This is a genomic window from Devosia oryzisoli, assembly GCF_014837245.1.
GTDB lineage: Bacteria > Pseudomonadota > Alphaproteobacteria > Rhizobiales > Devosiaceae > Devosia > Devosia oryzisoli.
Genome location: NZ_JACYFU010000002.1, coordinates 490,327 through 506,410 on the forward strand (window position 1 = coordinate 490,327; position 16,084 = coordinate 506,410).

Below are 16,084 nucleotides of genomic sequence, written 5' to 3' on the forward strand. Positions count from 1 at the left end.
GGACAAGGCCGTGGGGCGTGGCCATATAGGACCTGAATTGTCGGGCGAGCAACGCCCAACCCGAAAAGATAGGACCAAATGCGCGATCCTTACACCGTGCTTGGGGTGTCCCGGTCCGCAAGCGAGAAGGACATCAAGTCCGCCTATCGCAAGCTGGCCAAGAAGTATCACCCCGATCAGAACCCCGACGACCCCTCGGCACATGGCAAGTTTGCCGAGGCAACCCACGCCTACGACCTGCTCAATGACAAGGAGAAGCGGGGTCAGTTCGATCGTGGCGAAATCGATGCCGATGGCAACCCACGCTTTGCCGGGTTCGGCAATGGCGGCTTCGGCGGCGCCGGCCGGGGCCCCCGCACGGCCGGTGGGGCCGCCGGCGGATTTTCGGCCGAAGACATCCTCAAGGAGTTCATGAGCGGATTTGGCGGCCAGCCGCGTGGCGGCGCCCGCACCGCTGGTGCGGGCCCAGGTGGGGCCCAATGGGATCCTTTCGTGGGCGGCGCAACCAGCGCTGGTACGCGCGGCAGCAAGGGCGATGACGTCGTGGTCACCATCGCCGTCTCGCTTGAGGATGCGCACAAGGGCGCATCGGTTCCGGTCCGGATGCCGTCGGGCAAAATGCTGTCCGTCAAGCTGCCCGACAAGGTGGAGGAGGGCCAGCAGATCCGCCTCAAGGGACAGGGTTCTCCCAGTCCCTTCGGCGAAGCGGGTGACGCGCTGGTGACGGTGCGCTTCGAAAAATCGAAGCAGTTCCGTCGCGATGGCCACGATATCCGAACGGACGTTGCGGTGACACTCTACGAGGCGGTGCTGGGTGCGAAGGTGCGCGTACCGACACTAGACGGTTCGGTCGAACTGACGCTACCGCCGGGCGTGGACACCGCCAAGGCGCTCCGGCTCAAGGGCAAGGGGCTCTACGGTGACGGGGATCTCTACGTCAATGTGCGCGTCGTCCTGCCGCCGGGCGGCGATCCGGACCTTGAGGCTCTGGCGCGCTTCATGCGCGACCAGAAGCCATATTCGGTCCGCGACTAAATAGGCGCAACGCTCACGAGCGCGGCGCAGCGGCCCGGCGAAGGCGGTCGTTGATGGCCTCACCAAGCCCGGTTTCGGGAATGGGCGAGACGGCAATGACCGCTGCGCCTGACGCGTCCAGCTCGTGCAGCATGGAAAAGAGATTGCGCGCGGCCTCATAGAGGTCCCCTGCCGGCGACAGGTTGCGCATGAGGCCATCGAACGGCTCCGTCGCGCCGAAGGCCAACCAGGCCTCCCCCGGCTGGGGCCGTGTTGCCAGGCGCATATGTGCATTGGGCGCGTAATGGCTGAGCAGCATGCCAGGGGCGGAGACTGCGCTGCCCGCCGCCGCCTGTTCCACGGGTACCCCGAGAAAGGCCTCGATGCGATCACGGGACAAGGCGCCCGCCCGCAGCTGGAGAGGTCGCTCATCGACCAGAGAAAGAATGGTGGATTCCACCCCGGCGGTGCAGGGGCCGCCGTCAAGCACATGAACCTTGCCGTTAAAGCCCAGGGCGACCTGCTCGGCCGTGGTGGGAGACAGCTTGCCGGACGGATTGGCCGATGGCGCCGCCAGCGGCCGGCCCGTTTCACGCAAGAGCGCCAGCGCTGCGGGGTGGTTTGGAACGCGCAGGGCGACTGTATTGAGCCCGGCCGTAGCAATGTCGGATAGGCCGTGGCCGGCACGCATCGGCAGCACCAAGCTCAGCGGCCCAGGCCAGAACGCGCGGGCAAGGCGGCGGGCCAGCGGGGAAAACACCGCCAGCGTTTCCGCCATTTCCAGCGAAGGCACGTGGATGATCAGGGGATTGAAGCGCGGGCGCCCCTTGGTCTCGTAGATCGCGAGCACTGCGTCGGAGTTGGTGGCGTCGGCCCCCAAACCGTAGACGGTTTCGGTTGGGAAGGCCTGCAGCTGGCCGGACCGCAGCCGAGCTGCCGCGGCGAGGAGGGTATTGTGATCGGGGGTGCGCATGCAGGCTGTTTGACAACAGGCCTCGGGCGCGTCAAGACGATTGAGCCATAAGGATTGCCCGCGTGAGCACGCTTCTCGTCAGTCAGCCGAACTTCGAGGACCATGTTACGCCGCGCGGCCACCCCGAGCGTCCCGACCGGATTCGTGCGGTCGAGGAGGCCCTGGCCGACGCACGGTTCGATTCCCTGATGCGACGCACGGCGCCATCCGCCGATGTCACGCTCGCCGAGCTTGTTCATGATCGAAATTATATGCAGCGGCTGCGCGATGCGCGCCCGGCTGAAGGCATTGGGCAAATCGACGGCGATACATTCATCTCTCACAGGTCGCTCTCTGCAGTGGCGACAGGGCTTGGCGCGGCGTTGGCTGCGCTCGACGCGGTGCTTCTTGGGGAGGCCGACAATGCGTTTTGCGCCATCCGGCCGCCGGGACACCACGCGGAAATCGCAATGCCGATGGGGTTTTGTCTTATCAATACGGTCGCCATCACAGCTCGGGAGGCGCAGCGCAAATACGGTGCTGAACGGATCGCCATCGTGGATTTCGACGTGCACCACGGCAACGGCACGCAGGACATCTTCAAGGATGAGCCGAGCGTCTTCTATGCATCAAGCCATCAGATGCCGCTTTACCCCGGCACCGGCGCACCGAACGAGACCGGCGTCGGCAACATCCTCAACGTACCCCTGCCGCCCGACAGCGACGGCGCGGAGATGCGGAGGGCTTACCGCGAAATCATCCTTCCCGCCCTCGACAACTTCTCCCCCGACCTTCTGCTGATCTCGGCCGGGTTCGATGCCCATGAGCGCGACCCGTTGGCGCAGCTGCGCTGGGTGGATGAGGACTATACCTGGCTCACGGGGAAGTTGATGGAGGTTGCGGGCCGCCGGTGCGCCGACCGTGTTGTTTCGCTGCTTGAAGGTGGGTATGACCTCAAGGGCCTTGCCGGCGGGGCCAGCCACCATGTGGCAACACTGCTCCACGGCTGAACGACCACCAGGAAAGAACAGGGCTACCAATGGCCGAAACAGCGCATGACGACGTGAAATCCCTCAGCTTCGAGGCCGCGCTGGAACAACTCGAGGGCATCGTGCAGAAGCTCGAGAGCGGCAGGGCTCCGCTGGCCGAGTCGATCGCTATCTATGAACGCGGCGAGGCTCTCAAGGCGCATTGCGAAATGCTGTTGCGCACGGCCGAAGCGCGGATCGAAAAGATCACGCTCAGCCGCGACGGGCGGGCCACAGGCACTGAACCTCTCGACTCCATCTGAACCAATCCATGACGACCAATCGCGCCCTGCGCAACTTCCGGATCGTGCTCTGGGTGCTGGTGGCCATTGCGGCCATCGGTGCCACGGCGCTGTTCATGTTCAAGCCGCCGCAAAGGCCGCTGGGCGTGACGGGCCAGGAATTTGCGCTGACCTCGACCCAGGGCGGGACCTTCACGCAAGCCGAACTTGTCGGCACGCCCAGCCTTGTCTTTTTCGGCTATACTTTTTGCCCTGATGTCTGCCCCACGACGCTGGCTGAGACGACAGCATGGCGGCAGCAGCTCGGTCTGACGCCAGAGCAGCTGCGGATCATCTTCGTCACGGTCGACCCGGAGCGCGACACGCCGGAGATGGTGAAGTCCTATGTGGAGGGGTACGACCCCTCCATCATCGGTCTCGTCGGCACGCCGGAGGAAACGCAGAAGGCCAAGGACGCTTTCGGTGTCTTTTCCGAAAAGGCGGGCGATGTGGACACCGACTACTACCTCGTCAACCACACGGCGCTCACCTTCCTGATCGGCGCCGACGGACGGTTCGAAGGCACCATTGCCTATGAGGAGGCAAGCGACACGGCGCTGGCCAAGATCAAGCGGCTCGTCGAGGGGTGAGCCGGTTCCGGCTCGACCTGGCACTGGAGCACCGCGGGCTGTTGCCGAGCCGGGCGCGGGCGCGCGACGCCATTCTGCGCGGTACTGTTTCAGTCAATGGCGTGCCCGCCAAAAAGCCAAATCAGATGGTGGGCAAAGAGGACATTCTGACGCTGGACGACCCTGCGGCCGGCTATGTTTCGCGCGCGGCGCTGAAGCTGATTGCCGGGCTGGATGCAGGCAATGTCAGCGTCGAGGGCATGGTCTGCCTCGACGTCGGCTCGTCCACCGGCGGTTTTACCCAGGTGCTGCTTGAGAGAGGCGCGGGGCGCGTTTACGCGGTCGATGTCGGGCATGGGCAACTGCATGAAAGCCTTCGCGGCGACCCACGCGTGATCAGCCTCGAAGGCACCAATGCTCGTGATCTCGACCGCGAGACGATCCCCGACCCGATCGATCTAGTGGTTTCCGACGTCAGCTTTGTTTCGGTGACAAAGGTGCTCGCGGCGCCGCTGGCGTTGTGCGGGCCGTCTGCCGATGTCGTCGTGCTGTTCAAGCCGCAGTTCGAGGTGGGGCGGGAGTCTGTCGGCAAGGGCGGGATTGTGTCGGATGGTGCCGCGAGCGAGGCCGCCATGGCAGCCGTCGTGCGGTTCGTGGAAGAGGCGGGTTTTGCTCTCGCCGCCACGGTGCCCTCCCCGATTGCCGGCGGAGATGGGAACCGCGAGACGGTGCTGGTGTTCCGCCGGCAGCGATAATCAGGGGTTTGCGCTTCCGCACGCCGATAGGTGGTGGTGCGGTCAGGCGCGCCAAGCGTCGAAGCTGCCGCCGGCGATCAGGCCCCAGTAGAGTTTGCCGGAACTGGTCCGGGCGGTGGCGAGGCCGAACTCCACGAACTTTGGCGAGAGCAGCGTGTTGCGGTGGCCAGCCGATCCGAGCCAACCTTGGATGACCTCGGGGAGGGTCTTGTAGCCCTTGGCAACATTTTCGCCCACGGCGCCGAGATAGCCGACCTCCGTCACGCGCTGGCGCAAGGTCACGCCGAGGTCGTGGCTCAGCGTATCCTTGCTCGCCATCAGGCGGGCCTGGGACCGGGCCGCGGCCTCGAGGCGGGGATTGTAGCTCCAGGGCGGTGCGCCGTTGGCTGCGCGTACCTTGTTGATGGCGGCAAGGATCTGATCCCGCGACAGGCTTTCCGGGCGGTTATCCGTAGCGGCGGGCAGCGGCGGAATGGTCGACGAGCAGGCCGCAAGGATGGCGCTCGTGCCGAGGACGAGCAGGGCGCGGCGGGTGAAGACGGGCACCGCATCGCCGGCAGGAAGGTCAGGCAAGGTCATAGGCGCTCAGGAGGTTGGGGAGCACGGCCAGGTCGCCGGTGATGGGGTTGCCCGCCTCAAGGTCCCAGCAGACGCTGAGCCCGGCATGGGCGGCGGCAAACCCAAGGATACGCTTGCGCTCGAGCCCCAGCCGGGCCGAAAAGGCATCGGCCATGCTGCGGATGCGGCGCGGGTCCGACATCAGCTTGCCTGCCCCGGCCGGATTGCGGAAGGCGTTGGCCACCTCGTAATGCGGATCGCCGTAGAGGCCCTTGGGGTCGATCGCCAGCCAGCCGCGATCGGAGGAGAGGATGTTGTCGTGGTGGAGGTCGCCGTGCAGGGGTACCTCGGGCGTGGGCTTGTCGAAGAGTTTGAGCGCAATGCCGGCAGCGCGCGCATAAAGGTCGCGCGCCGTGTGTGGCCAGGCTCGCACATCGGTATCGAACAAGGGCTGGAAGCGCTCGCGCAGCGGCTGCAGGCCTGGTGGGGGGTCGGCGCGATGGCGATGGAGATTGGCGACCACGGTGCAGAGCGCGGCCGTGGCTTCATCGTCATGGCCGTTTCGCGCCGGCTCGCCCAGGGTGCCGCCGTCGAGCCATTCCATGAAGATGGTATCGCCATGCAGGTCGAAGACGGTGGCGGCGCCGTCGCCCTCATACCACTGGAGGAGCCGCGCCCCCCTGCCCTCTTCCTCGCTTGCACCGGGCTTGAGGATCTTGAGCGCAGCGAAATTGCGTCCGTTCTGTTCGACACGGAAAATCCAGCTGCGCGGCGTCTCGGCCACGGGCGTAGACTTGGTGAGCGACCAGCGGATCATGGCGCGACTAAGCGCCGTTTCGGCGGGAGACTGATTCATCATGGCGCCATTAGAGCAGAAGGCGTCGTTTTATTCGACATGCTCGTGAGCGGTGCCGGGCGAAGGTGAAGAAAGTTGGGCGAACCGGTACCCGCGGGCATGGTTATGGCTTCCACCCCCGCCCCGGCCCTCCCCACGAGGAGAGGGAGTTGGAGGCCGGCGGCCCGTGCATTCTCACTTCGGTAGAAGAGGCTCTACTTGATGCGATACGCGTCTTTTGCCGCCTGGTAGCTCAGGTGCTTGGCGATTTCCTCGGCGCTCGATTTGCTGAGGCGGTTTTCACCCACCCAGCGCCCGAGGAAGCCACAGACTTCGCGGCGCCAGACATCATGCCGTGCGGGAATGGACAAAAGGGCCCGCGTGTCATCGTTGAAGCCGGCGAGATTGTAGAAGCCGGCCGTCTCCACGACCTGATCGAGGTAGCGCCGGATGCCCTGGGGACTATCGTGGAACCACCAGGGCGGCCCGATCATGAGACTGGGCCAATACCCCGCCATCGGCGCCAGTTCCCGCGCATAGGTGGTTTCATCGAGCACGAACATGATGAGGCGAAGATTGGGCTCATTACCGCAGCGCGACAACAGGGCCCGCATGCCGCCCACATAGTCGGTGGGACCGGGAATGTCGGCGCCGAGGTCCGGGCCGCGCTCGGCCATCAGGAGCGGATCGGTGTTGCGGCGGGATCCGGCATGGATTTGCATGACCATGCCGTCTTCCACCGAAAGCAGCGCCATCTCCGTCATCATCTGGGCGCGGAACAGTTCGGCATCGTTGGCGTCGTGGCGGTCAGCCAGCACCTTGTCGAGGAGGGCCTGTTTTTCCGGCGCCGACAGATCGGCGGTATTGGCAGTGGGGACACCGTGATCGGTGGCAACGGCACCGAAGCGCCGGAAGTACTCGCGGCGCTTGCGATGGGCGTTGATGAGACCGTCCCATTTGGTGACGTCCTCGCCCGTGACCTCACCGAATCTCTTGAGGTTTTCGATGATAGCGGGGCGGCTGGGATCGGTGACGTCGTCTGGCCGATAGGTTGTGCGCACCTGTCCGATCAGCCCCTGCTCCGCCATCGACTGGTGGTGCGTGAGCGGATCGAGCGCAAACTCCGTGGTCGCAATCACTTCGACGTTGAAGCGTCCGAGAATGGCGCGCGGGAGAAGCTCTGGCGTTGCCAGTTGACGATCGATTTCGGCGTAGATGCTATCGGCGGTCCCGCCGGAGAGCTCTTCTTTTATGCCAAACACGGCCTCCAGGGAGTGGTCGATCCAGGTCTTCGAAGGGGTGCCTTGGAAGAGATAGTAGTTTTCGGCAAACAGCTGCCAGGCCTTGCGGCCGTCGGCTTCCACCGGCTTGCCGTCCTTCCGCGGAATGCCAAGCGCGTCATAGTCGATGCCGCGGCTTTTGAGCATGCGCAGGACGTAGTGATCGGGCGTCAGGAAGAGCGCCGTGGGGCTCGAAAAGCGCTGGTTCTGGGCAAACCACGCCGGGTCGGTATGGCCGTGCGGGCTCACGATGGGCAGGTCACGCACCGCTGGGTACAGGTCCCGGGCGATGGAATGGGCCGGTTCCGAGGCGGGAAACAGGCGGTCGGGGTGAAGGTGGGATGGCTGGGTCATGGCGCGGTTGTGCCATGTTCCCCGCAGCACTTCAATGTCTTCCATACAAGATCGGAAGTCTGTGGCTTTTTATGTAAATTAACCGCGTTCGCGGCTGTGAATTCGTCCCCACCCTGGGCCGTCGTAGGTTGCGACACGGGCGAGAACGCACCATCTCAAAGGCGATTGCCCAAAGCAAACCGGCTCGTCGCGAGCCGGAAACCTGGAGGGCGCGCATGGCCAATCTCGATCTTCACGGACCCGTTCCCCATGTCACAAGCGCGCGCAAGGCGGCACGGCGAACGCTGCATGTGCACCGTGCGCAGACCATGGCGCTCGTCTCTGGACTTGCGGCTTTGGGAATGGTGGCCGTCGCCGGTGCGATGCTGACGCAGATGCTCTGACCGATCTGGCGAAAGTTGATCTTCCCTCGACCGGTCGTTGCGCTATGGTCCGGCCGGGGGACCGGCTTGGCATGCGCATTCTTCTGGTGGAAGACAATGAGGATCTGGGCGAGGCCATAGAGCAGCGGCTGCGCAAGGCCGGCCACACGGTGGACTGGGTGCGAGACGGCGGAGAGGTGGTCGGGGCGGCGCAGACCGAGAGCTACGACGCGGTTGCACTCGACCTCATGCTGCCCAACCGCGACGGCATCAGCCTGATCGCGGACCTCAGGCGCCGCAAGTTCAACGCGCCGATCCTGGTCATGACGGCCCGCTCGGAAATCGACGACAAGGTGAGCCTGCTCGACCTTGGCGCCGACGACTACTTGGTCAAACCGTTTGACTTGCGCGAACTCGAAGCACGCCTGCGGGCGCTGATCCGACGAACCGGCGGGCAAACCTCCAGCACGGTTTCGGTGGGGGATCTTGAACTGGACCTGGCGGGGCTCAACGCGAGTGTTGGAGGGTCGGTGCTGGATCTGGGGAAGCGGGAGTTCCGGCTGCTCGAAATACTCGTCACTCACGCGGGGAAAGTGGTGCCCAAGGAGCGGCTGATGAACCAGCTGTTCAATTTCGACGAGAACGTCTCGATCAACGCACTCGAGTTGCACATTTCGCGGCTCCGCAAGAAGCTCGAGGGCGCGCGCATCGGCATCGTCACCGTGCGCGGCGTGGGCTACGTGATCCGGGCCAGCGATGAGTAGGCGAGCCCAGGGCCGATGACGGGCACCCGTTCCTTCTCGATTCGGCGGCGCATCCTGGCGCTGGCCGTCATGCTCCTGCTGCTGGCGGCGGTGGTGCTCATCGTCTTCATCCGGGATTATGCCGAGCGCGCTTCGGACCGTGCCTTCGACCGGCTCCTTGCAGCATCGGCCCTCACCATCGCAGGCGCCGTGCAGGTGGAGAACGAGACGGTATTCGTGGAAATGCCGTTCGCGGCCTTTGCGATGTTTTCCGGGCAGGACCGCGTCTTCTATGCCGTCGAGGATCCCGAGGGGCGCACTGTCACCGGCTATGCGGATCTGGCAGAGGCCATGGACGAGACCACGAGCGCTGAGCCGCGGTTCATCGATGTCCAGTATCGAGATGAACTGGTGCGGGTGGCGAGCATCGGGCGACTGATTTCAACGGCCAGCGACACGGGCTGGGTGACCATTCATGTTGCCGAGACGCAGAACCAGCGCGAGGCTTTGGCGAACGAAATCCTCTCCAACGCGGTGCTTCCGGTGATCGCGTTGACCATTCTGGCGGTGGGACTGGTGTGGTTCGGCATTTCGCGCACCTTCGCGCCGCTAACGGAGCTGGAGCATGAGCTGCGGGCGCGGGCACCGGACGACCTGTCGCCGCTCAGCGTCCCGGTTCCTGAGGAGGTGGGGCACCTGGTATCCGCGCTCAACGGCTTCATGGCCCGGCTTCGAAACGCGATGGATCGCGTCAGCGGCCTCGTCGCCGAGGCGGCGCACGAGGTGCGTACGCCCCTTGCCTCGCTGCGGGCCCAGGCGGAGGTGGCGATGGACGAGCAGGACCCGGAGGCCTTGCGGCGACGCATCAGCCGCATCCATCAGGGCGCAGTGCAAGCAAGCCAACTGGTCAGCCAGCTCCTGATGGATGCTACGATATCGCACCGGCTCGAGAGCCAGGAAATCGAAACCCTGTCGCTAGGCTCGGTTGTTGAGGAGGTCCGGCATCGGCTCGACCCGGATCAAGCGGGCCGGATGGCCGTGGCTTTGCCCAAGGACGTCGCGGCGGCCGAAGTGAGGGGGGATAGGGTGGCCTTGCGCGAAATGGTACGCAACGTGGTCGACAACGCCCTCATCTATTCCGCAGGCTCCGTTGAAATCAGCGGCCGGCGCGAGGCGGACCGCGTGGTTCTTGTCGTTGGGGACCGGGGGCCGGGGATCGCGGAAGAGGAAAAGGAGACGGTGCTGCAGCGCTTCAAGCGAGGCCATGCTGGCCGCGTGACGACTGGATCAGGCCTTGGGCTTTCGATTGTGGCGCGGGTTGTTGCGGGACACCGGGGGGACCTGGCATTGCGGAACCGGGAAGGCGGCGGCCTCAACGTCGAGATTACTCTGCCCGCGTTGCGGCGCGGCCGGAGCCAGCGCGGAGCGACGATGGTGAGCGCGTGTATCGCGGCCGTCGCCCTTCTCGCCGCGACGGTTCCCGACACGCGGGCTGCGGAGACCATTTATCCAGCGCCAGATGGCTCGGCGACCACGACCCTATCGATCGTCGGGACGACGGATACACCCCTGTTCGCCGAGTTCATTGCAGGGTTCCAACGCCTCCATCCTGAAGTGGGCGTCCACTATCTGGAGCTCGACTCGCTGCCGCTTTACCAGGGCTATATCGAGGGAACGCTCGGATCGCCCCCTGATCTCATCATCAGTTCCGCATCGGACCTGCAGCTCAAGCTCGCCAACGACGGCTATGCGCAGGCTTATGAGAGCCCCTTCGTCAGCGCCCTGCCCGATTGGGCGCATTGGCGCAACGAAGTTTTCGGATTCACCTTCGAGCCTGCCGTCATCATCTACAATCCCGACGAACTTTCCGCCGACGAGGTCCCCCGCACGCACCTGAAACTGGCGGAGTTGCTGGAAACGCAAAGAGAGCGGTTCCAGGGCAAGGTCGCCACCTACGACATTGGACTCTCAGGCGTGGGCTATCTTCTGGCGGCGCAGGACCAGACCATCTCTTCCACCTTCTGGCGCCTGACAACGGCATTCGGCCGCGTCGGCGCCCGTTTCTCGGGATCGAGCCCGGCTATCCTCAATGGCGTCGCCGACGGGTCTCTGGCCCTCGGGTACAACGTTCTCGGCTCATACGCCTTTGCCCGCCAGGCGGAGGGTGCCAACATAGAAATCGTGGTGCCCGACGACTACGTGCTGGCGCTGACCCGGTCCATGCTTATCCCGCGCGATGCAGAACGGGTCGACCTCGCGCACGCCTTTATCGACTTCGCCCTGTCCCCAGACGGCCAAAGGATCGCGGCCGGGCCGACGGCGCTGGGATCAGTCGTTCCAGGGACGCAAGGACAATGGACGCAGGAAGCCATCGCGGCGCGAGGCCGGGGGGTGATCCAACCAATCCCGCTCGGACCAAGTCTTCTCGTCGCGCTTGATCAGTTGCGCCGGCAACGGTTCGTCGACACCTGGCAGGAAATCGTCTCTCCAAAACCATAGCCCATGCTTCTTGGGCACTGGGCGGTGCCATCACGAGAAGATTTACGCTCAGCGCATGGCTGGGCTGACCAAAGAGACCCTACCGGGAGAGGAGGCTCGACCCCATCTAGGGTGCATGGAAGCGAGCCGGGAATTGTCCCGGGTCCAGCGAAAGGATTGACCGATGAACGCCCCGCGCAAGAACAAGTTCTTTGCGACCCTCGACACTTTTGCCACGGTCTTCGGCAGCGCTGTTGCCGTGTCGTCGGCAGTGGAAGGCGGACGGGCGCCCAAGGCCAAGCATCTGCGCGACCTGGGCATCGACCCAACCGCGTTCCGCTCGATCGGCCGTTAAGAGCACCATGCTCGCATCCGGCGCGACAACGCCGCTTGTCGCTGCCTGATGCTCCACGGTCGAGGGCGCTGCCCTCCCTCGGCGACCTCGCACCGAACCATGCCGATTAAGAGGCCCGGCTGCCAGTCCCTCCCTGGCGGCCGGGCCTCGTCTTTTGTTAGTCCTCGTCGGCGGCGAGTTGGCGTAGCACCTCGCCCTTGCCGCGCAGGCGTAAATAGAGCGGCACCAGTACGGCGGCAGCGGCCACGATATAAAGGCCAATCGCAAGGGGCGAATGGACCAGAACGACCGGATCGCCTTGACTGATCGCTAGCGCGCGCCGCAGTTGCTGCTCGGCGAGCGGCCCCAGGATAAGTCCGATCACCACGGGTGCGATCGGATAGCCGAAGCGGCGCAGCACGTAACCCAGAATGCCGAACCCAAGCAGCATCATCAGCTCGAATGAGAAACGGATCGGGCCTAGGCTGCCCGACATGGCGCCATTGGCGCCCAGCGTGCCAAGCGTAGCGAACAGCAGGATGCCCGAGTAGAGCCAGGGCTTGGGGATGGTCAAGAGGCGCACCCAAAGCCCGATCAGCGGCAAGTTGAGCACCAGCAGCATGAAATTGGCCACGAGCAGGCTGGCGATCAGCGCCCAGACCAGCGAAGCATTGCTGGTGAACAGCAGCGGACCGGGTTGGAGGCCGAACTGCTGGAAGCCAGCGAGCATGATGGCGGCGGTGGCCGAGGTGGGCAAACCAAGGGTCAGAAGCGGCACCAGGGTTCCGGCGGCAGAAGCGTTATTTGCGGCTTCAGGACCAGCCACGCCCTCAATGGCGCCCTCCCCGAATTCTTCCGGATGTTTGGTGAGGCGGCGTTCGGCGGCGTAGGAGAAGAAGGTGCCGATCTCCGCGCCGCCGGCCGGCATGGCGCCGATCGGGAAGCCGATGAAGCCGCCGCGCAGCCATGCAGGCCACGAGCGCTTCCAGTCCTCCAGGGTCATCCAGATCGAGCCCTTGACCGCGATGACCTCGTCCTTGACGTTGGCCGAGGTGGCGGCGATGGCTAGGGTCTCGCCGATGGCAAACAGCGCCACGGCGAGGGTGGTGACCTCGATGCCATCAAGCAAATCAGGAATGCCGAAGGACAGTCGCGCCTGGCCAGTCTGGAGGTCGATACCGATGACCCCCAGGCCAAGGCCGATGAAGAGCGCGGTGATACCGCGGAGGGGGCTGTCGCCAAAGGCAGCCGAGACGGTGATGAACGCGAGAACCATCAGGGCGAAATAATCGGCAGGGCCGAAGGCGATCGCGATACGCACCACCCAGGGCGCGACGAACGCCAGGGCCAGGGTGGCGATGAGACCGGCCACGAACGAGCCGATGGCGGCGGTCGCCAATGCCGGGCCGCCCCTGCCCTTGCGGGCCATCTTGTTGCCTTCGAGCGCGGTGACGATGGAGGCGCTTTCGCCGGGGGTGTTGAGCAGGATGGAGGTGGTGGAGCCGCCATACATGCCACCGTAATAGATGCCGGCAAACATGATCAGTGAACCGGCCGGATCGAGCCGGTAGGTGACCGGCAGGAGCAACGCCACGGTCAATGCCGGCCCGATGCCCGGCAGCACGCCGACCGCAGTACCCAGCGTCACGCCGATGAAGGCGTAGATGAGGTTCTGCCACTGCATCGCAGCGGCAAGGCCATTGGCCAGAAGTCCGAATGTGTCCATGGTCGTTCTACCCGATCAGGGAAGGAGGCGCTCAAGCGGGCCTGTCGGCAGCGAGAGCTGCAGTCCGCGGGCAAAGATGAACCAGATGACGAGGGCGAAGACGGTGCCGCAGAGGAAGGTGAACCAGAGCGGGCCGCGCCCAAAGGCCTTGGCGGTGCAAGCCACAAGCACTCCAGAGCCCAGGGCAAAGCCAGCCCAGGAGACCAGAAGAATCTGCCCCAGCAAACCCGCGATCACCCACGCCACGGGTCCATAGTTGTCGCGCGTACGAGCTGGAAACTTCCCGCGCCAGGCGGAAATGGCGGTGCCGATGGAGAGAAGGAAAAGACCCGCGGCGATGCCGTAGGGGAAGACCTGGGGCCCGACGCGTGCCTGCAGGGGTGGCAGGCGCATGGTGCTCGTCTGCCAGAAGATCACCAGCGAAATGAGCAGCAGGATCAGCGCAATGACAAGCGCCGCCCCATCGGGGCGGCGCTGCAGGTCGGTGCCGGAGCTCATTGCACCAGGCCGACGTCTTTAAGAACGGCGGTGGTGGACTCGATGTCGGATTCAAGCTGGGCTTTGAATTCGTCACCGGCCATGTACATGTCGGTCCAGCCATTGGTTTCGAGGATGGACTTCCAGGTGTCGGAATTGGCCATCTTCTCGATATCGGCAGTGATCGACGCCTTCTGCTCCTCGGTGATGCCGGGAGCTGCGGCGACCATGCGCCAGTTTTCGACGTTCACGTCGACGCCTGACTCCTTGAGCGTGGGAATACCCTCCACTTGGTCGGAGCCTGTGACCGCCAGGGCGCGCAGTTCACCGGCGGCGATCTGGGATTCGAACTCGCCATAGCCGGAAATGCCGACTGTCACCTGGCCACCGAGGACGGCAGCGAGGGCTTCGCCACCACCGGAATAGGCGATGTAGTTGACCTGGGTGGGATCGACGCCCACGGCCTTCGCGATGAGGCCGGCCGCGATGTGGTCCACGCCACCGGCCGAACCACCGGCCCAGGACACGGCGCCCGGCTCAGCCTTCAGCTTGGCAACCAGGTCATCCATGGTCTGCAGTTCGGAATTGGCAGGCACGACGATGACGTCGCTTTCGCCGATCAGGCGGGCGATCGGTGTGACGTTTTCCAGCGATACCGGCGAAGCATTGGTGAGAATGGCGCCGACCATCACGTAGCCGCCGACGATCAGGGCGTTGGGGTTGCCGTTTTCCTGCGTGGCGAACTGCGCCAGCCCGATAGTGCCACCGGCACCTGGAACGTTAGTGACCTGGACATTGCTCGAAATCCCCTCCTCAGTCAGGGCCTGCTGCATGGAGCGGGCAGTCTGGTCCCAGCCGCCGCCGGGGGCAGCGGGGGCCATGATGGTGTAATCGGCCGCATAGGCAGGCACGGCAATTGCGCTGGAAACCAGCGCGGCGAGAAGCAGCTTGTTCATAATTCCTCCCGGAAACAAGGCGAACGCTGTTACGTTCGTAAGCCCGACCCTAGTCGGTCAGCCTGTCACCGTCCTGTCAAGGAAAGAAAGCTACAGCAGTAGCCCGCCTCCAACGCCCTCCGCCGCGCCCAACGAACCTATGGGTTCAGGGACGTTGGAGGAACAGCATGAGGAAAACCGCATGAACAAGAACACCCTGATGGCCGTCGTGGTGGCCGTGGTCGTGATTGTTGTCGCCGCCGTTGCCTTCACATCGCTCAACCAAGCGCCTACGGGCGGAACGGGGCCGACCAGCGATGAAAACCTGGCACCGAGCGTGCCAGAGCCAGGGGCTGAACCAACGTCAAATTGATGATGCTTTCATTGCCTTCGTCTCGTGACGTGAGGGCAGCCAATACCTGCCAATTGCTCAAAACACCATCCGCAGGCCCGCAGACCGCCCGATCGGCAAACAGGTGGGATCGACGAGAGGCGGTGCGGTTTCATCACCCCTAACTCAGGTGAGACGAACGCTCCCGATCGTCCGCTTTCGGAACTGTGCCTGGACCCTTCCGTTTTTTGACGCGCACACCGCGCGCCAAGAACTGAGGAGAGACCCATGACAAGAAGAACGAGCGTTTTGTCCGCAGCAGCTGGGATGCTGCTGGCATCCACGGCTATTGTCGCCGCCCAGGACCAGAACTCGGCCGGCCAGAGTGACTCGACCCCGGACAAGATAACCTGCGCACAGATCAGCACCATGGACACGGCCACTGTCCCGGGCGTGCTCTATTTCATCAGCGGTTATTCGCAGGGCCACCGGGCTGGTTTGGCCGGCGAGGTGATGAACGGAGAAACGACTGAGCTCAACGCTGGCGGCAATGACGTGTCGAGCGAATCCAGTAGCTCCACTTCCGACAGCGCCTCCACTTCCGACAGCAGCTCGACCAACAGCGACAGCGCAACAACGGACGGTCAAGCTTCAGGAAGCGACAGCGCAACGACCGGGTCAGACAGCGCCTCGTCCTCCTCTACTGACCACGCCGCCGGCGACAGCAGCGCCCAGGTGGGCAAGATCACCGGTTACTTCGAGATTCCGGTCGAGCAGCTGATTTTGGCGTGTGGTCAGAGCCCGGACCGTTCCGTTTCGGACCTGCTCGACGAGGAGAGCCGCAAGCAAGGTGGCGCCTCTTCTGATGGTTCCGCGTCGGATTCGTCCAGCACGAATGCGAACGACACCAGCGCGTCGTCTTCGTCCGGCGGATCCGATACCTCGAGCGACACCACAAGTTCGGGATCGAAATCGAAATAACAGGAGAGGGGAGCGGTTTCGCTCCCTTTTTTCTGCCGCGTACGCGTCGCAGAAGGAGAAGGTCGAAGGAGGAGAGCTGGTGCCCAGAGCC

18 protein-coding genes are annotated in these 16,084 nt (G+C 64.3%); 11 read left to right on the forward strand and 7 right to left on the reverse strand.

Annotated features, from left to right (window positions below; all coding sequences use genetic code 11):
• The first annotated feature begins 78 nt into the window (after window positions 1-78).
• On the forward strand, window positions 79-1,035 hold the full coding sequence (locus tag IC608_RS08980; protein WP_191774654.1) for a DnaJ C-terminal domain-containing protein: 957 nt from the start codon (window positions 79-81) through the stop codon (window positions 1,033-1,035).
• A 13-nt stretch (window positions 1,036-1,048) separates the two neighbouring features.
• Here IC608_RS08980 and IC608_RS08985 read toward each other — a convergent pair whose 3' ends face one another.
• A complete protein-coding gene (locus IC608_RS08985) occupies window positions 1,049-1,987 on the reverse strand; it encodes an L-threonylcarbamoyladenylate synthase (protein ID WP_191774656.1) in 939 nt (312 codons plus the stop codon).
• A gap of 62 nt (window positions 1,988-2,049) precedes the next feature.
• Here IC608_RS08985 and IC608_RS08990 point away from each other — a divergent pair, with 62 nt between their 5' ends.
• The 4 genes from IC608_RS08990 to IC608_RS09005 are packed head-to-tail and all read left to right on the forward strand — an operon-like array spanning window position 2,050 to window position 4,599.
• Window positions 2,050-2,976, forward strand: a complete 927-nt coding sequence (locus tag IC608_RS08990) for an arginase family protein (RefSeq protein ID WP_191774658.1) — start codon at window positions 2,050-2,052, stop codon at window positions 2,974-2,976.
• A gap of 29 nt (window positions 2,977-3,005) precedes the next feature.
• Window positions 3,006-3,257 (forward strand): exodeoxyribonuclease VII small subunit, encoded by a 252-nt coding sequence (locus tag IC608_RS08995; protein ID WP_191774660.1) that lies wholly within the window; start codon window positions 3,006-3,008, stop codon window positions 3,255-3,257.
• 8 nt (window positions 3,258-3,265) lie between these two features.
• Entirely contained in the window at window positions 3,266-3,865 is a 600-nt protein-coding gene (locus IC608_RS09000) for an SCO family protein (protein ID WP_191774661.1), read from the forward strand.
• Window positions 3,862-4,599, forward strand: coding sequence for a TlyA family rRNA (cytidine-2'-O)-methyltransferase (locus IC608_RS09005; RefSeq protein WP_191774663.1), 738 nt, complete (start codon window positions 3,862-3,864; stop codon window positions 4,597-4,599). Before IC608_RS09000 ends, IC608_RS09005 begins: the two co-directional genes overlap by 4 nt.
• 42 nt (window positions 4,600-4,641) lie before the next feature.
• Here the strand turns inward: IC608_RS09005 and IC608_RS09010 are convergent, their stop codons facing one another.
• The 3 genes from IC608_RS09010 to uxaC all read right to left on the reverse strand — a co-directional run bounded on the left by IC608_RS09010 (window position 4,642) and on the right by uxaC (window position 7,626).
• Window positions 4,642-5,178 carry a CAP domain-containing protein gene (locus IC608_RS09010; protein ID WP_191774664.1) on the reverse strand — a complete coding sequence of 179 codons (537 nt, stop codon included), beginning with the start codon at window positions 5,176-5,178 and terminating at the stop codon, window positions 4,642-4,644.
• Window positions 5,165-6,013 (reverse strand): aminoglycoside phosphotransferase family protein, encoded by an 849-nt coding sequence (locus IC608_RS09015; protein ID WP_191774666.1) that lies wholly within the window; start codon window positions 6,011-6,013, stop codon window positions 5,165-5,167. Before IC608_RS09015 ends, IC608_RS09010 begins: the two co-directional genes overlap by 14 nt.
• Before the next feature lie 194 nt (window positions 6,014-6,207).
• The gene (gene uxaC, locus IC608_RS09020; protein WP_191774668.1) at window positions 6,208-7,626 is read right to left on the reverse strand and encodes a glucuronate isomerase; all 1,419 of its coding nucleotides are present in this window, start codon (window positions 7,624-7,626) and stop codon (window positions 6,208-6,210) included.
• Between the two features lie 215 nt (window positions 7,627-7,841).
• Here uxaC and IC608_RS09025 point away from each other — a divergent pair, with 215 nt between their 5' ends.
• The 4 genes from IC608_RS09025 (at window position 7,842) to IC608_RS09040 (ending at window position 11,564) form a co-directional block, all read left to right on the forward strand.
• On the forward strand, window positions 7,842-8,009 hold the full coding sequence (locus tag IC608_RS09025; RefSeq protein WP_191774671.1) for a hypothetical protein: 168 nt from the start codon (window positions 7,842-7,844) through the stop codon (window positions 8,007-8,009).
• 71 nt (window positions 8,010-8,080) lie between these two features.
• Window positions 8,081-8,752 (forward strand): response regulator transcription factor, encoded by a 672-nt coding sequence (locus tag IC608_RS09030; RefSeq protein ID WP_191774673.1) that lies wholly within the window; start codon window positions 8,081-8,083, stop codon window positions 8,750-8,752.
• A 15-nt stretch (window positions 8,753-8,767) separates the two neighbouring features.
• Window positions 8,768-11,230 (forward strand): sensor histidine kinase, encoded by a 2,463-nt coding sequence (locus IC608_RS09035; protein WP_191774675.1) that lies wholly within the window; start codon window positions 8,768-8,770, stop codon window positions 11,228-11,230.
• Window positions 11,231-11,393: 163 nt separating this feature from the next.
• The gene (locus IC608_RS09040; RefSeq protein ID WP_191774677.1) at window positions 11,394-11,564 is read left to right on the forward strand and encodes a hypothetical protein; all 171 of its coding nucleotides are present in this window, start codon (window positions 11,394-11,396) and stop codon (window positions 11,562-11,564) included.
• A gap of 157 nt (window positions 11,565-11,721) precedes the next feature.
• On the opposite strand, the gene IC608_RS09045 is transcribed toward IC608_RS09040, so the two are convergent.
• From IC608_RS09045 to IC608_RS09055, 3 genes are read right to left on the reverse strand one after another with little or no spacing between them, the layout of a single operon-like run.
• A complete protein-coding gene (locus IC608_RS09045) occupies window positions 11,722-13,269 on the reverse strand; it encodes a tripartite tricarboxylate transporter permease (protein ID WP_191774679.1) in 1,548 nt (515 codons plus the stop codon).
• Window positions 13,270-13,284: 15 nt separating this feature from the next.
• Complete coding sequence (locus IC608_RS09050; RefSeq protein ID WP_191774681.1) at window positions 13,285-13,767, reverse strand: tripartite tricarboxylate transporter TctB family protein; 483 nt, start codon at window positions 13,765-13,767, stop codon at window positions 13,285-13,287.
• The gene (locus tag IC608_RS09055; protein ID WP_191774683.1) at window positions 13,764-14,702 is read right to left on the reverse strand and encodes a Bug family tripartite tricarboxylate transporter substrate binding protein; all 939 of its coding nucleotides are present in this window, start codon (window positions 14,700-14,702) and stop codon (window positions 13,764-13,766) included. Before IC608_RS09055 ends, IC608_RS09050 begins: the two co-directional genes overlap by 4 nt.
• 181 nt (window positions 14,703-14,883) lie before the next feature.
• Between IC608_RS09055 and IC608_RS09060 the strand changes: the two genes are divergently transcribed.
• Both IC608_RS09060 and IC608_RS09065 read left to right on the forward strand, forming a co-directional pair.
• On the forward strand, window positions 14,884-15,054 hold the full coding sequence (locus IC608_RS09060) for a hypothetical protein (RefSeq protein WP_191774685.1): 171 nt from the start codon (window positions 14,884-14,886) through the stop codon (window positions 15,052-15,054).
• A 246-nt stretch (window positions 15,055-15,300) separates the two neighbouring features.
• On the forward strand, window positions 15,301-15,993 hold the full coding sequence (locus tag IC608_RS09065; protein WP_191774687.1) for an HdeA/HdeB family chaperone: 693 nt from the start codon (window positions 15,301-15,303) through the stop codon (window positions 15,991-15,993).
• The last annotated feature ends 91 nt before the right edge of the window (window positions 15,994-16,084 follow it).

Excerpts from the sequence above, each read along its gene's own strand:
- IC608_RS09040 (WP_191774677.1), top strand. The coding sequence starts at position 11,394 with ATGAACGCCCCGCGCAAGAACAAGTTCTTTGCGACCCTCGACACTTTT.
- IC608_RS09060 (WP_191774685.1), top strand. The coding sequence starts at position 14,884 with ATGAACAAGAACACCCTGATGGCCGTCGTGGTGGCCGTGGTCGTGATT.
- IC608_RS08980 (WP_191774654.1), top strand. The coding sequence starts at position 79 with ATGCGCGATCCTTACACCGTGCTTGGGGTGTCCCGGTCCGCAAGCGAG.
- IC608_RS08995 (WP_191774660.1), top strand. The coding sequence starts at position 3,006 with ATGGCCGAAACAGCGCATGACGACGTGAAATCCCTCAGCTTCGAGGCC.
- IC608_RS09030 (WP_191774673.1), top strand. The coding sequence starts at position 8,081 with ATGCGCATTCTTCTGGTGGAAGACAATGAGGATCTGGGCGAGGCCATA.
- IC608_RS08985 (WP_191774656.1), bottom strand. The coding sequence starts at position 1,987 with ATGCGCACCCCCGATCACAATACCCTCCTCGCCGCGGCAGCTCGGCTG.
- IC608_RS09000 (WP_191774661.1), top strand. The coding sequence starts at position 3,266 with ATGACGACCAATCGCGCCCTGCGCAACTTCCGGATCGTGCTCTGGGTG.
- uxaC (WP_191774668.1), bottom strand. The coding sequence starts at position 7,626 with ATGACCCAGCCATCCCACCTTCACCCCGACCGCCTGTTTCCCGCCTCG.
- IC608_RS09015 (WP_191774666.1), bottom strand. The coding sequence starts at position 6,013 with ATGAATCAGTCTCCCGCCGAAACGGCGCTTAGTCGCGCCATGATCCGC.
- IC608_RS09055 (WP_191774683.1), bottom strand. The coding sequence starts at position 14,702 with ATGAACAAGCTGCTTCTCGCCGCGCTGGTTTCCAGCGCAATTGCCGTG.
- IC608_RS09065 (WP_191774687.1), top strand. The coding sequence starts at position 15,301 with ATGACAAGAAGAACGAGCGTTTTGTCCGCAGCAGCTGGGATGCTGCTG.
- IC608_RS09035 (WP_191774675.1), top strand. The coding sequence starts at position 8,768 with ATGACGGGCACCCGTTCCTTCTCGATTCGGCGGCGCATCCTGGCGCTG.
- IC608_RS09050 (WP_191774681.1), bottom strand. The coding sequence starts at position 13,767 with ATGAGCTCCGGCACCGACCTGCAGCGCCGCCCCGATGGGGCGGCGCTT.
- IC608_RS09010 (WP_191774664.1), bottom strand. The coding sequence starts at position 5,178 with ATGACCTTGCCTGACCTTCCTGCCGGCGATGCGGTGCCCGTCTTCACC.
- IC608_RS09045 (WP_191774679.1), bottom strand. The coding sequence starts at position 13,269 with ATGGACACATTCGGACTTCTGGCCAATGGCCTTGCCGCTGCGATGCAG.
- IC608_RS09025 (WP_191774671.1), top strand. The coding sequence starts at position 7,842 with ATGGCCAATCTCGATCTTCACGGACCCGTTCCCCATGTCACAAGCGCG.